At 33.9% G+C, this 16,175-nt stretch carries 12 protein-coding genes; 3 read left to right on the top strand and 9 right to left on the bottom strand.

Annotation, left to right across the window (positions count from 1 at the left end; genetic code table 11):
* The first annotated feature begins 24 nt into the window (after positions 1–24).
* The 3 genes from Q4Q34_RS12195 (at position 25) to Q4Q34_RS12185 (ending at position 3,577) form a co-directional block, all read left to right on the top strand.
* A complete protein-coding gene (locus tag Q4Q34_RS12195) occupies positions 25–828 on the top strand; it encodes a LamG domain-containing protein (protein ID WP_303316271.1) in 804 nt (267 codons plus the stop codon).
* 160 nt (positions 829–988) lie between these two features.
* Complete coding sequence (locus tag Q4Q34_RS12190) at positions 989–2,323, top strand: family 43 glycosylhydrolase (protein ID WP_303316272.1); 1,335 nt, start codon at positions 989–991, stop codon at positions 2,321–2,323.
* A gap of 201 nt (positions 2,324–2,524) precedes the next feature.
* Entirely contained in the window at positions 2,525–3,577 is a 1,053-nt protein-coding gene (locus Q4Q34_RS12185) for a lactonase family protein (protein ID WP_303316273.1), read from the top strand.
* Between the two features lie 353 nt (positions 3,578–3,930).
* Here Q4Q34_RS12185 and Q4Q34_RS12180 read toward each other — a convergent pair whose 3' ends face one another.
* The 9 genes from Q4Q34_RS12180 to Q4Q34_RS12140 all read right to left on the bottom strand — a co-directional run bounded on the left by Q4Q34_RS12180 (position 3,931) and on the right by Q4Q34_RS12140 (position 16,152).
* Positions 3,931–5,487: a sulfatase-like hydrolase/transferase gene (locus tag Q4Q34_RS12180; protein ID WP_303316274.1), complete on the bottom strand. Its 1,557-nt coding sequence runs from the start codon at positions 5,485–5,487 to the stop codon at positions 3,931–3,933.
* A gap of 11 nt (positions 5,488–5,498) precedes the next feature.
* Positions 5,499–7,082, bottom strand: coding sequence for an alpha-L-fucosidase (locus Q4Q34_RS12175; protein WP_303316275.1), 1,584 nt, complete (start codon positions 7,080–7,082; stop codon positions 5,499–5,501).
* Between the two features lie 110 nt (positions 7,083–7,192).
* Positions 7,193–8,587 carry a glycoside hydrolase family 28 protein gene (locus Q4Q34_RS12170; RefSeq protein WP_303316276.1) on the bottom strand — a complete coding sequence of 465 codons (1,395 nt, stop codon included), beginning with the start codon at positions 8,585–8,587 and terminating at the stop codon, positions 7,193–7,195.
* An 11-nt stretch (positions 8,588–8,598) separates the two neighbouring features.
* Positions 8,599–9,894: a sulfatase-like hydrolase/transferase gene (locus Q4Q34_RS12165; protein ID WP_303316277.1), complete on the bottom strand. Its 1,296-nt coding sequence runs from the start codon at positions 9,892–9,894 to the stop codon at positions 8,599–8,601.
* Positions 9,891–11,567 (bottom strand): sulfatase-like hydrolase/transferase, encoded by a 1,677-nt coding sequence (locus Q4Q34_RS12160; RefSeq protein WP_303316278.1) that lies wholly within the window; start codon positions 11,565–11,567, stop codon positions 9,891–9,893. The genes Q4Q34_RS12165 and Q4Q34_RS12160 overlap by 4 nt, the downstream gene beginning before the upstream one ends.
* A gap of 589 nt (positions 11,568–12,156) precedes the next feature.
* On the bottom strand, positions 12,157–12,609 hold the full coding sequence (locus tag Q4Q34_RS12155; protein ID WP_303316279.1) for a MaoC family dehydratase: 453 nt from the start codon (positions 12,607–12,609) through the stop codon (positions 12,157–12,159).
* A 24-nt stretch (positions 12,610–12,633) separates the two neighbouring features.
* Positions 12,634–13,398 (bottom strand): SDR family NAD(P)-dependent oxidoreductase, encoded by a 765-nt coding sequence (locus tag Q4Q34_RS12150; RefSeq protein WP_303316302.1) that lies wholly within the window; start codon positions 13,396–13,398, stop codon positions 12,634–12,636.
* Between the two features lie 312 nt (positions 13,399–13,710).
* Positions 13,711–14,727, bottom strand: coding sequence for a zinc-dependent alcohol dehydrogenase (locus tag Q4Q34_RS12145; protein ID WP_303316280.1), 1,017 nt, complete (start codon positions 14,725–14,727; stop codon positions 13,711–13,713).
* Between the two features lie 354 nt (positions 14,728–15,081).
* Positions 15,082–16,152 (bottom strand): Gfo/Idh/MocA family protein, encoded by a 1,071-nt coding sequence (locus tag Q4Q34_RS12140; protein WP_303316281.1) that lies wholly within the window; start codon positions 16,150–16,152, stop codon positions 15,082–15,084.
* Between the last annotated feature and the right edge of the window lie 23 nt (positions 16,153–16,175).

The following is a 16,175-nucleotide window of genomic DNA, read 5'->3' as shown; positions in this document are numbered from 1 at the left end:
ACTCTATTTTTTTTAATTTCATTAATGATCCCAAGTATTTTTCAGGCACAAACACCCAAGGCTCCCGAAGGATATAAATGGATTAAGAATGAGAAGTTTTCGGACGAATTCAATGAAAATAAATTAGATAAAACAAAATGGTATGACAGATCCCCCTACTGGGTACATGGAAGGCCTCCAGCTACGTTTAGAGCTTATTCCGTATCTGTAAAGAATGGAAATCTACAAATTAAAAATTCAGTCTTAAAAGGAGACAAGAAATATAATATAGCAGGTGGTGCCGTAGCATCAGTTGCAAAAGATGCCTTTTATGGATATTACGAAACTCGTATGAAAGCATCAAGTATCTCAATGTCCTCCACTTTTTGGTTAAAAAACAAACCGATATCAAAAGAATGCCCTTTTGAGCAACTAGAATTGGATATTGTGGAAGTTGTAGGACATCAAAAAAGAGGTTTTGATTTCAGAACTAAACTCCACTCCAACACACATATATTTCATAGAGACTGTAACGGAGAAAAAATTGTAAAGTCAGCTGGCGGTAAAGTAACCGATATAGAACCACCTGCCAATGAAGCCTATCATGTATATGGCTGTTGGTGGGTAGATGCTAATACTGTAAAAATATACTTAGATGGTGAATATCAATTTACAATGAACCCTAGTACATTTTTCACAGATAAGCCTTTTAATAGAGAAATGTATATGCACTTAGTAACTGAAACTTATCATTGGGAGACACCTCCTACTCCAGAGGAATTAGCAGACGATACTAAAAATACAACTTACTACGATTGGGTGAGATCATATACTTTAATACCTGAATAATAACATAAACCAAATTTTAAAACTAAGTTTTTTTATAGGACCTGTTTTTTTCGGCGTCTTTCAATAACAATAATTATAGCATCTTCATACCCTTAAAAGATTTACATGACTTTGCTAATGTTTTTAAAGTTCATCTAAAATTTTAAAATACCAAAAAACTATGAGTAACAAATTTTTTACTAGTGTAGCCTTACTTTTAATAACAAGTTTAAACGCCCAAAATCCATTGGTTACGCACATGTTTACAGCAGACCCGACAGCACGTGTTTTCGATGGTAAATTATATATATACCCTTCGCATGACATTATACCAAAGGAAGGTGTTAAAGCCCCTCGATTTTGTATGCCGGATTATCATATGTTTTCTCTAGAAAATGGTAATACCTGGAAAGATTACGGTGTTATATTGGATCAAAATGAAGTGCCTTGGGGTAAAAAAGATGCCAATGGTATGTGGGCTCCAGATTGCATAAAAAAAGGAGACAACTATTATTATTACTATCCTGCTACACCTAAAGACAGTTCTTCTTTTAGAAGGATTGGTGTTGGTGTTTCTAAAAGTCCAACAGGACCATTTAAATGGGAAAAGAATTATATAAAAGGCATTAGTGGCATAGATCCTGGTTTATTACTGGATGATGATGGGAAAGCATATTTATACTATGCAGGCGATAAAACGTTAAAAGTTGCCAAGTTAAAAGACAACATGAAAAAGATTGATGGAGAAGCTATAAAAATCCAAGGAATTCCTGCAGGATACGTTGAAGGGCCTTTTACTTTTAAATACAAGGGAAAATACTATCTAACATTTGCTCATGTTTTTATTAACGAAGGATATACGATTGGATATGCTATAAGTGACAACCCTATGGGACCATTTGTTTATCAGGGAAAAATCATGGATAATATTGGAAAAGGAACTAATCATCATTCTGTAGTAAATTATAATGGGAAATGGATTTTATTTTACCATTGGTGGGAAATCAGCGGCTTTAATAAATTACGTTCTATAAGAGCGGATTATATGGAATTTAAAGAAAATGGTACCATAAAAAAGGTTAAACCAACCATTAGAGGGATTGGAGCTCCTACCATTGGAGAAAAAATCCAAGTTGATAGATACAATGAAATTGATGGTGCCAAAACAGCTTTTGTTGGCGGTAACGAACCCATAGGTTGGATGGTCTGTGATACCAAAATGATGAGTTCTGTTAAGTTCAACAATGTTGATTTTGGTGATGGATCTGCTACTAAAATGAAAGCAAGAGTATCAAGCGGTCAACGGATTGGTCATTTTGAAATTAGAATAGGAGATAAAAAAGGAAAACTCATTGCAGATTTCCCTGTAAAATATACGGGAGGGTGGAATAATTGGCAAACCATCGAAACTCCTATACTTAAAAAAGTAACTGGAATTCAAAATATAGTCGTGGTTTTTGTTTCTGAATGGGGTGCCGATAAAATTGTAAACTTAAATTGGTTAGAATTAAAATAACTCGATATAAATAATCACGATTTTCATTAATAATTAGTGTTGGAGATCTTTCACATTATCGCAAACGCCATTCAAATAATAATAGAAGAAAAAACGTAATAAATAATGCCAAAAATAAAATAACGGCCAATAAATTGTTTAATTTGTATAATACTACGAGGAATAATAAATAAGAACTGGTATTAACTAACGTTAGTCATAATGAATTCTGTTTTCTATATTGGATGTTATACGCACATGCTCACTGAAGACTTTGGTGGTAAAGGTGATGGCATATACACTGTTGAAATAAATAATAATAGTGGAGTGCTCAAAGTACTTCACACGTTCTCAATAACAAATCCAGCATATTTAACTCTAAGTGATGACCAACACTATTTATATGCTCTAACTGAAGTTTCAATTAACGAAAACCCAAAAGTAAAAGCCTTTAAGATACAAGAAGATTATTCGTTGCAATTATTAAACGAACAAGCGATTGATGGCGATTTACCATGTCATATTACTTACATGAATAACGGCTTATTAATTGCTTGTTATGGTTCTGGCAACATGCTTTTATTCCCTACAAAAGACAATGGGACATTGTTACCTAGTGTCCAAAACTTTCAACATACAGGAAGTAGTATCAATTTATTGAGACAAGAAGGTCCTCATGCACATCAAACGATGATTCACCCTAATGGAAAGGATGTTTTTGTACCAGATTTAGGTATTGATTTAATAAAAGCCTACAGATTAGAAAACAATATCTTAGTTGATGTAAAAGAGGATGACATTGCTGTTGAAAAAGGTGGAGGACCAAGACATATGGTCTTTAACAAAAAAGGTGATTTAGGGTATTTGATAAATGAACTAACTGGAGATGTATCGATTTTAAAGCGAAAAGACAACAAATTTACCCTTTTAAAATCTGTTAGATCCTTACCTAGCACTTTTAGTGAAACCCCCAGCGGTTCTGCCCTTAGAATTCACCCTAACGGTAACTATTTATATGTGGGAAACAGAACCTTAGATGCCATTACAATATTCAAAATACAAGGTGATAACCTAGAATTACAATCATTTCAATCAACAAATGGAAAAACATTAAGAGAGTTTAATATTATATCTGATGGTAAATGGTTGATCGCTTGCTTACAAGATTCTAATGAAGTAATTACATATAAAATAGCACCAAATGGCGAATTATTGGAACAAGCCCGTAATTACGATATCGTTTCTGCTGTTTGTGTTACTTCAGAAATAAAGTAAAGCAAATTCAATAAAAATTTTCAATAAAGAATTTCTTGAAACCAATTATCCTCTCCTCGGCAGAGCCATTGAGGTATGCTTCAACTACGCTCCTAACATTTCAATCTTAACTCAATAACATTGAACAATAATTTCACAAGAAAATGAATTTGACTTATTATTTAACGTATTCTTGTTTAAGAGTTCAAGATGTCACTTCGAGTGTCCCGAATTTGCTTCGGGATGTATCGAGAAGCTTTTTTTGTCGAAAATTTATTTGCCTGCCTATCGGCAGACAGGTTTTCGATACGATTTTTTGCAAAAATCACTCTAACTGACATAAATTTTCTTATCCAAGATTCAAGTTATTTATTTTAATCTGTATAAAACTCCCAAAAACCATAAATTTCCCCTTCGATATTCTCTTTGACATCACCTAACTCTTCAGCTTTAATTTTTAATTCTTTTTTCATCTTAGCTACTAATTTGGCATGCTCAGGAAAAAATGACAAATCTTGAATTTCCCAAGGGTCTTTTGTGATATTAAAAAGTTGAGTTACTCTAGAACCTCTTATTTCTTCTCCTCTTTGCCAATGATTATCATTTGCTCTCACATATTCAATTAATTTATAATCGCCTTTTCTGTAAGCTCTTTGAAATTGTTTATATGCATGATACGTTTCATTTCTTACTTGATCTGTTTTATTTTTAATGACAGGAACTAAACTTTTCCCTTTAACCGTGTTTGGTATAGCAACACCTGTCATATCACAAATCGTTGGGAAAATATCATGAATGTAACTAAGGGCGTTAATTTTTCTTCCTTTGTTTTTAATTAAATGTCCGGAAAGAATAAAAGGAACATGAATGCCATCTTCATCATAAATATTTTGCTTACCCATTAATCCATGATTTCCAACCGCTAAACCACTATCGCCAGCAAAAACGATTAATGTATTTTCATAAGCACCGCTTTCTTTTAAAGCTGTAATTATTTTTCCTATTTGATGATCTAAATGTGAAATTATAGCATGGTAGTCTGCTACATGTTGCTTAGCAACTTCTTTGGTTCGTGGCCAAGGAGCTAATTCTTCATCTCTTAAAAACATATGACCATTATCAAAAGGATGTTGAGACTTATAAGAAGGTGGCAATTTAATAGTCTCTGGAGTATACATATCTCTATACGCCTTTGGAGCTTGTCGAGGGTCATGGGGTGCATGAAATGCTACATACATAAAAAAAGGTTTGTTGTTCTTTTCCTTTTTTTTCAAATATTGCACAGCATGCCTTGCAAAAACCTCAGAAGTATGTGGTCCATCTAGTTCTGTTCTAATTGGTCCTTTTACATCATCTTTTGTTATTGGGCTTCGAATTTCTTTTCCTCTATTATCATAAGCCAATACATAGGCATCTTCTTTTTTAAATGCTCCAGTTTTATCCCAATCCCAGAATGGCATTCTAAAATGGTCTACTAAATATACACCCCGCCCCATGATCTTATCACCAGAATCAAACGAACGTAACAAAGACTTATTATCATTATGCCATTTCCCTACAATGTGTGTATCATAACCTGCTTCTTTAAAAGCCTCGCCAATGGTTATGTGCTCATCTGGAATAACATGCCCTTGCCCTTTTAATTTAAAAAGGTGGCGTCCAGAAAATAGCATGGCTCTACTTGGAATACAGGTAGCTCCAGAAAAAGCCCCCATTAAATACGTATTTGTAAAAGCAATTCCATCATCTGCAAGTGTATCAATATTAGGTGTTTTTACATCCATTCCTCCCAAAGCATGTACTCCAGAGAAACGGTGGTCGTCTGTATAAATAATCAGCACATTAGGTTTCTTCTGTGCTAATGCATTCTGCATAAAAAAAACAGTGGTAATTATTACTAATGTTTTTGATAAACCCCGTATTGAAATCATTTTGAATGGTTTTAATCAACATGGGCATCTACATCGCCTCCAATATTATTTTCCTTGTAGCCTTCCATAACTATTTTAAAAGCATAAGCCTCTTTGTTTTCAAGTACTTTAGGCACTTTTATAATTAAGCCTTGCTCATTTCTTGTCCATTGAATTTGTTCTCCACTTCCTAGAAGCGTCACATTTTCAATCTTAGAATTGAGAACACCAATGTCCGTGCTTAGTGATTTAATTACAATGTTATTTTCTGGCTTGTCTAAAACAATAGCAAAAAATTCTGTATCTGACTTTTTTGTAAATCGAATATCTTTATTTGTATATTCTATGTTGTGTTTTTCAACCTTATGACCTCCTTCTGGTAACCTTGTTGGTCCTTCTCCGAAAATAGTCCATGGTCTTGTTCCGTAAATAGCTTCACCGTTTACTTCTAACCAGGCTCCCATACCAATTAACAAATCTTTCATTTCTTGGGGAATGGATCCATCTGGATCTGGTGGTACATTTAAAAGCATAGAGCCGTTTTTAGAAACAATATCTACCAGTATATCTATTAATTCATTAGATGTTTTAAACTCGGTATTGGGTCTATAAAACCAAGCTCCCGGAGACGTATCTGTTAGCCAAAATTGGTTTTTAGGTTGATTTGGCCTACCTCTTTCGTAATCTTTGATGCCTACATTTTCAGGAAATGTTGTTTCTTTATAACAAACAACAACTTCCTTTCCCCATTCCTGTCCTTTATTATAATAGTATGCTAAAAACTTTTGACGTGCTTCTTCTGTCATATTTTCCAACCACCAATCAAACCAAATTAAATCTGGTTGATAAACATCTATAAATTCTTTTAATTTTGCCCACCATTGTTCGTAAAAATCTTCATCTGGAAGATCTGAATCTATGTCGTGTGGATTAGTATATAAATCATAATCAGCAGAATCTACACCGCCATATTTATGCGCTGGTGCAAAATATTTCCATGTAAAGGCATGATGAAAGGAAGCCATAAATCTCATTCCTCTGCCTTCAATTTCTTTTTTAAGTTCCGCAGATGGATCAATCCCTCCATAATTCATTGAGTTCCATCTTGTAACTTTACTATTCCACATGGCAAAATTGTCATGGTGCATGGCTACAGGCCCAGCAAATTTTGCTCCAGATTTCTCAAATAGTTCTGCCCATTCTTTAGCATTAAATTTAGTGGGTTTAAATTGTTCTATAACATGTTTATAACCAAATTCAGCAGGATCTCCATATTTTTCTTTATGGTGTAGAAAATTATTTGAGGGTGCTCCATTTTTTGTTTCAACCTTATCCCCATCCTGATACATAATCATTCCATGCCACCCCCCATAACTTCTTTCAGGATTAGCGCCTTGAAATGCTTCTGATATTGGTCCCCAATGTGTATAAATACCAAATTTGGCATCTTTAAACCAGTGTGGTTCCGGATTAACTTTTTCAAGAGACTTCCAATTGGCTTCAAAAGCTGTCGAAGACTCTGTGTTTAAATCAACTTTTTTTTCGCTTGCTGGCTTTTCATTACAATTCAAAAGCACAACAAATAAAAAAAGAATAGCAGTTTTAATTGTTTTCATTATACTCTTACTTATTTGTTTCTATATTTTGATTATCTACATCACCAAATAGTTCTGCTTTGATTTTTAATAAGCAAAACAACATAGCTGTAGAAAAGAGAATTCGTTTTTTATTCATGGCTTATTTTTTCAATTATATGTTTTTCAAGAATGGGATTACCATTGATAAATACATGGTTTACTGAACTATTTATAACATCATCGAAAACAATAGGAGGCCGTTCATCTTTTTTAACAGTTTTAATTTGAACATTGCTAATGAAAATTCCTTTTACATGACGGGCAAAAATGCCGTATGCAGGGAGTGTGCCTACTAAGTGAAATTCTGGCCACCACCCCGCTAAGGTTTCTAATGTATATTCTTTTAAATCTGTTTTTTCTGCATGTACTTTGGTTCCTCCACCAGAAACAGTCATTTGAATATTATTCAATTGAATATCGGTTATGTAATGATTAGGCAAGCCTGTAATAAAAATAGCAGAGTTCTTATCTAACGCACTGTTATCTACAATAATTCCATTGAATACAAAATGATGCATCGCTTTCATTGGATACATGTCTTCTGGAGCGTCTACACATGCTTTTTGTTGTGCAAAAGTCATAAAAATAGGGCGTGGCACATTTTTCATTACCAGATTAGAAAAGGACATATTCTTCATTTCTCCACCTTCGTTAAGCTGAATTTTAAGTCCAGAATCATCAATATCATTAAATGTACAATTGTTAACTGTTACCGATTCTATATCTCCTCTAGACAATAATCCAATGCGCATACCTGCCCATTTACTTATAAAAGTACAATTAGTAACTACAATATTTTTGCTGGGTTTATCTTGTAATGATGCTTGAATACAAATAGAATCATCACTGGTATCGAAAGAACTGTTTGATACACGAACATTAGTACAACCATCAAAATCTAACCCATCACCATTATTGTTTACTCTACTATGAATTTTAATCCCATCTACAACAATGTCATTACAATACAACCAAGCCGAAGTCCAGGCAGCAGGGTTTTTAATTGTTACATCTTTTATATGAATATTATCACTATTCATAAACCTGATAAGCATTGGTCTTCCCGTTTTACTGGTGAAATTTTTAAAAGCACCATTACCGTCTATTGTTCCATAACCTTCAATAGCAAAAGATTTTGCGTTTCTGGCAAAAATTAAACAACGATCCATATGAGGTTCATTTTTGTACATATTTTTATGTGTATCCGTTGTATAATCATCTATGTTTGCACTACCTAATAAAACAGCTCCATTTTCAATATGTAGTGTTACATAATCTTTTATATAAATAGTACCTATAAGAACTGTTTTCCCTGATGGAATAATAACTTTACCTCCTCCATTTTTAGTACACGCATCTATGGCAGATTGAACAGCTTGCGTGTCTAAACTTACTCCATCTGCTTTTGCGCCAAAATCCCTTACATCAAAATCTTTAGCATAAATAGATGTTGTAATGAGTAAAAACAGAAGGTATTTATTCATACTATAGAAAATTAGTATTTAATCGATTTTAAGTTTACCGTATCTCCAACGTTTTCTTGCCAGATCATTAGTTCTTTATGAAGTTGTTTAAATTCTTTTTTTCCTTTTTTGGTATCTATAAGGTTAGTTGTTTCCCAAGGGTCTATTTTAAAATCATATAGTTCAATATCATTAGATTTTGGGTAAATAATCAATTTCTTATTATTAGAAATGACCCCTCTTTGATCATCAAACATTGCCAAATAAATAGATGCTCTTGCTTGATCTGTTTTATTGATAAGGGGAGTTAAACTTTGAAAATCAAAATCTGCATCCGTTTTAACATCAACCAACTCTAAAAGTGTTGGAAGTATATCTTGAAGGTAGACCCTGTCTTCTATTTTTTTATTAGCAGTTATACCTGGTGCTTTTATAATTAACGGAGCTGTAACACTTGGTTCGTATAAGCACACTTTTCCTGCAACGCCATTCTCGCCAAAACTTATACCATGATCGGACATGAAAACAATGATCGTATTATCGTAAACCCCTTTTTCTTTCAAAGCATTTAAAATATCTCCTATACGTTCGTCCATATGAGTTACCATAGCATTATTTTGCTGCACTCTGGATTTCATTATTTCAGCTTTTATAGGCGCTTTGGTATAGTTATATTTTATGTTTGGATTTAAAGGACTGTTATTAATAACACTAGGCGGAAGTTCCATTTTATTAACGGGATATAAATCGTAATATTTCTGTTCTGTTTCTCTAGGCACATGTGGGGCATTAAAAGCAGCATAAACAAAGAATGGTTTGTCGCTATTATATTCCTTTATGTATTGAGCAGCTTCGTTACCAACAATATCTGTTGCATGTCCTTCTTTTTTGTAATAGGTTTTAAGTTGTCCGGGAAGTATGGTGCCTGTTTGGTCAAAAATATCCTTGGGCTTATTACCCCAAACATGCCACTTGCCTGTCATATAAGTATTGTACCCTTGCTTTTTTAATATTTCCGGTAATGATATAGGTGCATTTTCTTTAGTGATTTTTCGTGAATCCCATAAGTATTGCCCATAAAAAAGCATTGTTCTACTAGGTACACATACCGCAGGAGACCAACACCCCATATTGTAAGCCGATGTAAATGAGACCCCTTCTTTGGCAAGTGTGTCCATATTTGGAGTTACCATAGATGGATTGTCATAAGCACCTATAGCTTGATTACTTTGGTCATCGGATTCAATGAGCACTATATTAAAGTTACTTTGTGCATTGACTCCATAAATTAGGAAACTGAACAATAATATTAATAAAGCGTTTTTCATTCTAAGTGTATTTTTTTCTTTGATTCTAACTGACTATCAATTGTAAATCTATTAACCTTGGGAGCATCTTCTCCGCGAGCGTATTTAATTTTCTTTGCCCAAACGGACTGTAGTGTTTTTAGAATAGCCTTATAGTCTCTTTTTTGTGCTAGATTATTCAGTTCTGCTGGGTCATTTTTTAAGTTGTACAGTTCTTCATAAACAGGTTGCTCTCCATTTACAGACGATTCGATATAATCTCGATAAACCGCAATATCAGTATCGTGTACAGCATACAACATTTTATTCTCTTTGATCCCTAATTCTTTTGCTACAGCTATTTTTTTACGAGCCGAAAACGTGTTATTTTTATAATATCTAATATATTTCCATTCTTTATTTTGAATAGCTTCACAACGCGGGTTACCAAACTGCGTTGACCATAGATTTTCGGTAAATAGGTAATCTCTAACTTCATTTTCACCACCTTTAACTAAAGTAGAGATGTCTTTCCCTTGAAAAGATTCTGGAGCTTCAACATGACCCATTTTTAAAATGGTAGGAGCAATATCTATAGATTGTACTAAAGCATCTGTTTTGATGCCTTTTAATTTTCTTTTAACTGATGGATCTAATACGATTAGTGGTACATGGGTTGTTTTTTCATAGCACAATGCTTTTCCTCCTAACCCCTGTTCTCCCATAAATAATCCATGATCTGAAGTAAAAATGATAATCGTTTTTTTATCTAATTTCATTGCTTTTAGTTTACTTCTTAGGTTTCCAACCAAGCGATCAATACCCGTCATTGCTTGTAATTGACGTATATACCTCTCTCTAGTCTCTTCTGGGGTATCTACATAACTATACCCTTTTTGTCTGTCTTCTGCACGAAGTAAATCACCTGGTAATTTTGGAGTTTGAATATTGGCTTTAGCTATATAATTGTCCGGCAAGGGGATATCTAAATCACGATACAATGTTTTGTAAATGTCATCATCATTATCTCTTAATTTCATGCTACTAGTACTCGCTCCATGTGGTAAATTGAAATTAATAGATAACAAAAAGGGCTTATCTTCTGGTCTTCCATCTAAAAAGTCAATAGCCCCATCCAATCTTCTCTCATTATTATCTAAAAAGTCATTAACGCCTTCATTTATAATTTCTGGTTGCGTATGGGAGATGGCATCATTAAATATTTTATGCCTTTTTTTTGGATAAAAACCTAAGTGTCCATGACCAGCATACCAATAATCAAAACTTTTTTCCATGACCCCACTTTGATAACCGCCTTTGCCAATCGGTGCATGGTTTTTCCCTATCCAACCAGTATAATAACCTGCTTTTCGCATCACAACGGGATAAGATTGCTCCCATGCTTCTTCAGAAACACTGGTTCCTGAATTAAAATTTACTCCGTGTTTGCGTTCAAATTGACTCAATAAAATAGAAATTCTGCTTGGCGTACATATCGCACTAGTTACATGCGCATTTGTAAACAAAGTACCTGCTTCTGCCAATTTATCTATATGAGGGGTTTTTACAATCTCATTACCTGTGCATCCTAATAATCCGTAGGACTGGTCATCGGTTAAAATGAAAATAATATTAGGGCGTTCTTGAGCATATAATTGAGTAAACATTAACATGCATAAAAAAGCAAATAACACTATTTTTAATTGATCCTTCATTTTTACAAACTTATTTTTTTAATTGTGATTGATTTAGATTTTAATTTATTGGGACTGATTCTTTAGGAGCTTCGCAAGAAAAAAAGAGGCTGCTATTAATAATAATCGTATTGAATAAATCGATTTTGAAGAGTTTCATCTGTCTCTTAATTATTACATGTAAACTTATGAACTTTGAAGATAAGTTATTCTAATTCTATAGTAAATTATAATTAAGGAAAACTTCAGCAAAAAAACATATGTTATGCAAATTTGACCAATTGATTTAGCTTATACTAATTCAAAGATTAATTTTATTCTTTTTAAGCTTTGTAGGTTATTGGTCTTTTTCAAAATTACTTGGCTTTACCATAGAAAATCACATTACGTTAGTTTTTGAGAGAGATAGCGACCACTTAATGAATATAGATAGATTAGATAAATTTGAATAATATAACATGCTGCTCTAGCTACAAAAAAGGCATTACTTTTAATTATTAAGTAACGCCTTTTTTAATTTCTTCTCTCTTTTGAAATTGTTTTTTAATACTGCTTCAAAACCATAGGTATTATTCCTTCTATGAGAGTACGACGACTTTAAAATAAAAATTTAAGCCTCAAACTCTTTTTTCTTAGCTAAAAGAATATGGTCGCAAACTAAAACCAACTCATCCCGTTGATTAAATATTTCAACATGCTCATTAACATGTCCCAATTCAGGATGTTTAGATGCTTTCTTTTCACTAATAGTCACTACCACTCTAATGGTATCTCCAATATATACAGGCTTTATAAAACGTAATCTATCATAACCCTTAGAAAAAGCCTCTGGGTTAATCTCTGTTGCTGTCATGCCTATACCTACACTAAATGTTAATGTACCATGAGCAATACGTTGTTTAAAAGGTTGTGTTTTGCACCATTCGGCATCCATATGATGTGGAAAATAATCACCTGTATGACCAGCATGAACAACAAAATCAGTCTCTGTTATCGTCCTTCCTAAAGTTTCTCTTTTACTACCTAATTCGTAGTCTTCATAAAATCTTGATAAAATATGCATGTTTAATACTTTTTGTGATGTAAATTATCTCCCCATCCATCCACCGTCAACAAGTACGACAGATCCATTCATGTAGGCCGCAGCTTCTGAAGCTAAAAATACTGTTGGTCCGGCAAAATCTGTGGCTTCTCCCCATCTTCCAGCTGGAATACGAGATAAAATAGATTCTGCTCTTACCGGATCATTTCTTAATGCTTCTGTATTGTCTGTTGAAATATAGCCAGGTGCAATTGCATTTACATTAACGCCTTTGCCAGCCCATTCGTTAGAAAAAGCCATAGTTAATTGACCAATAGCACCTTTACTTGCAGCATATCCCGGAACTGTAATTCCTCCTTGGAATGTAAGTAACGACGCTGTAAAGATGACTTTCCCAGAACCTCTAGCGACCATGTCTTTACCAAACTCTCTGGTTAAAATGAACTGCGCATTTTGGTTTACCTCAATGACTTTATCCCACAATTCATCTGAATGTTCTGCAGCAGGGGCTCTTAAAATAGTGCCTGCATTATTAACTAAAATATCTATGGTTGGATTGTCTTTTTTAGCTTCTGCAATAAAAGCGTATAAGGCTTTCCTATCTGAAAAGTCACATTGATAGGCTTTAAAACTTTTTCCTGTAGCCAGCACTGCTTTTTCAACATCACTACCTTCTAATTCCAATGAAGCTGACACTCCAATGATATTAGCGCCTGCTTCTGCCAAACCTATAGCCATAGCTTTACCTATACCTCTTTTGCAGCCTGTTACTAAGGCCGTTTTTCCTTCTAAACTAAATTTGTTCAAAATACTCATTATATAATTTTTTACTAGTTATTTTAATGTCTTTACTATTTTATATCTTCCTCTACCAAACGAATATGTTTCCTAAATGAAAAATCATTGTCAAACTGATTAACGTGAGTCTTCATAACTAGAAGCTCATTTTAAACATCAATTCACTAATGTCGTTACTTGTCTCCCTAAACACATTCAAACTTATAAGTTTAAATAGGTTTCGACTTTAGTTTATACTGAGCGTAGCCGAAGTACTCAACCTGACACGAAAAACATAATTTATTGATTTTTAACAAAATAAACTCGTCATTAAATTCACGTTAACTATAATTGACAATCCATCAACACCTTCATGCCATCTGGGTTATTATCTATATTTTCAAAAACTTGTTGAACCTTACTTAATGGTTGTACATCGGTAATCATATCTTCAAACGGCAACTCATTAGCTGTGATTAAGGCTATTGATTTTTCATAATCTTCTTTTTCATAAACACGAGCACCGATTAATTTTAATTCTTTCCAAAAGAACTTAAACAGGTCAACTTCTTTCTTTTGTCCATGAATAGCTACCATTAAAATTCGGCCTCTAATACCTGCTATTTCTGTCATAATATCTAAAGCAGGTTGTACACCGGCCACTTCAAAAACAACATCTGCCAATCTCCCTTCTGTTTGTTCTCTTACATATTGCACCAAATCAATATGCATTGGGTTTACAGCATTTAATCCCATTTCTTTTGCTTTAGCAATACGTGTTTCATTTACCTCAGAAATAATAACATTCGCACCAACTTCTTTAGCAACCATCGCTACCAATAAACCTATTGGGCCTCCACCTAAAACAACAGCCGTTTCTCCTGCCACCAATCCACTTAAGCGAACATCATGTGTTGCTACTGAAAGCGGCTCAATTAAAGCAGCTAATTTTAAATCGGTGTTGTCTTTTAGTTTATGTAATGTAAATGCGGGAACGTTCCAATATTCCTGCATGGCTCCTGGACTATCAATTCCTATAAACTTTAATTCTTCACAAATGTGGTTAAATCCTTTATCTGAAGGCTTTACTTTTCTATCATCCAACGGGCGGACAACCACTTTATCTCCAACTTTATAGCCTGTTACACCGTCTCCAAGTGCATCAATAACACCTGACATTTCATGACCAATAGTTTCAGGAATATTAACTCGCTTATCCATCATACCGTGGTAAATATGTACATCTGTTCCACAAACCCCTACATACGCCACTTTAATCCTAACGTCGCCTTGTTTGGGTGCTTCAATTTCCTTTTCTAATACCTTGAAGGTCTTATTACCTTCATATTGTGTTGCTTTCATTATTGTGTATATTTTGTAATCTGTTATTCTTAATTCAAGATAGGTGGCACTTTTTTGTAATTAATGACCAAATTCTTCAAACACCATTTTCTCCAAGCATTTTTGATATTTTTATGTTTTGAATGCCCCCATGAATGCCTCTAATGGTTAGTTTCTAACTACTCGCAAAATTATAGTTTGTACATAAAACCAATGAGTAATTTAACTGGATAAATACTAGACATTAAATAAAAACTATCCATTTTTAACTACTTGAACAATTTAGATTCCCACTCCTGTCTACCGACAGGCAGATTTACGGGAATGACAATTTTAACTGAAATCCAAGGCTGAGCCTCGGGGAATTCTTTTCGATTAAATATTATAATTAGGAGTAACACCTCCTTGGTTATTTGATTCGTATGCAGACTCCACTATTGCCATAGAATGTACAACATCTTCCACACTCGTTGGAAGCTCGTTGGCAGATCCTTCAACATAACGCATTAAAGACGCCATCGTTCCAACAAAAGCATCTGGAAACCAGGATCCTTCTAGCGGAACCTCAACCCATTTTGGATCTTCTCCTTCTTTAACTATACAGTATTGAAATAAATCTGGCTTTCCATTGGGGTAATCCAATAGCAATCCTATTCTAGCTTTAATAGCACCTTTTGTTCCTTCCCATTTCACAAAACTTTCCTGATTTTTCTCTCCAAAATTATGATCATGATTGGTATTAATAATAGCACGCATGGCATCATTATAATCCATAATCGTTGTAGTTCGTGTTGAAGACATAGGTTTTCCTGGGTTTCTCAACGTTTTTGAATATACCTTTTTTGGGTTTCCTAAAAACGAACGAATTAAATCGATATAATGAATACTATGTTGTTGAATTTCTAAACGTGGATGATTCACTACATTTGGAAAATACTCCCATGGTGTATAAGTTGTTAAACGAATTTCAAAATCGTATAATTCACCTATGAGCCCTTTCTCTATTAAATATTTTGCTGCCATAACATACGGAGCAAAACGCATTTGGCAGTTAATAGCTGCTTTTAATTTTTTTCTTCTACAAACTTCTAAAATCTCTAAGGTTTGCTTATAATCATCTCCCATTGGCTTTTGAATCAGTACCGCCGCTTCGTCTGGCAATAATTCTAAAGTAGCTACAAATTGATTAGGCATTAGTGTAAGGTCGAAAACGGCATTTTCCGGTGCCGCAGCTACCATGTCTTCTACATTATTATAAACATTAGGAATGTTAAATGCTTCAGCTAAATCATCTGCTCTTTGTTTCGTTCTGTTTGTAATACCTTCAACCACAAAGCCCACGTTTCTATATGCTGGTAAATGTGCATCTCTCACAATCCCCCCTGCTCCAATAATATAAATTGGGCGCTTTTCTTTTGGTAATTCTGGCTTGTAAACTAATTTCATATGTATATCTTTATTTTTTCAAT

The sequence above is a fragment of the Flavivirga abyssicola genome, from assembly GCF_030540775.2.
Taxonomy (GTDB): Bacteria; Bacteroidota; Bacteroidia; order Flavobacteriales; family Flavobacteriaceae; genus Flavivirga; species Flavivirga abyssicola.
This window is presented reverse-complemented; position numbering and strand designations above follow the sequence as displayed.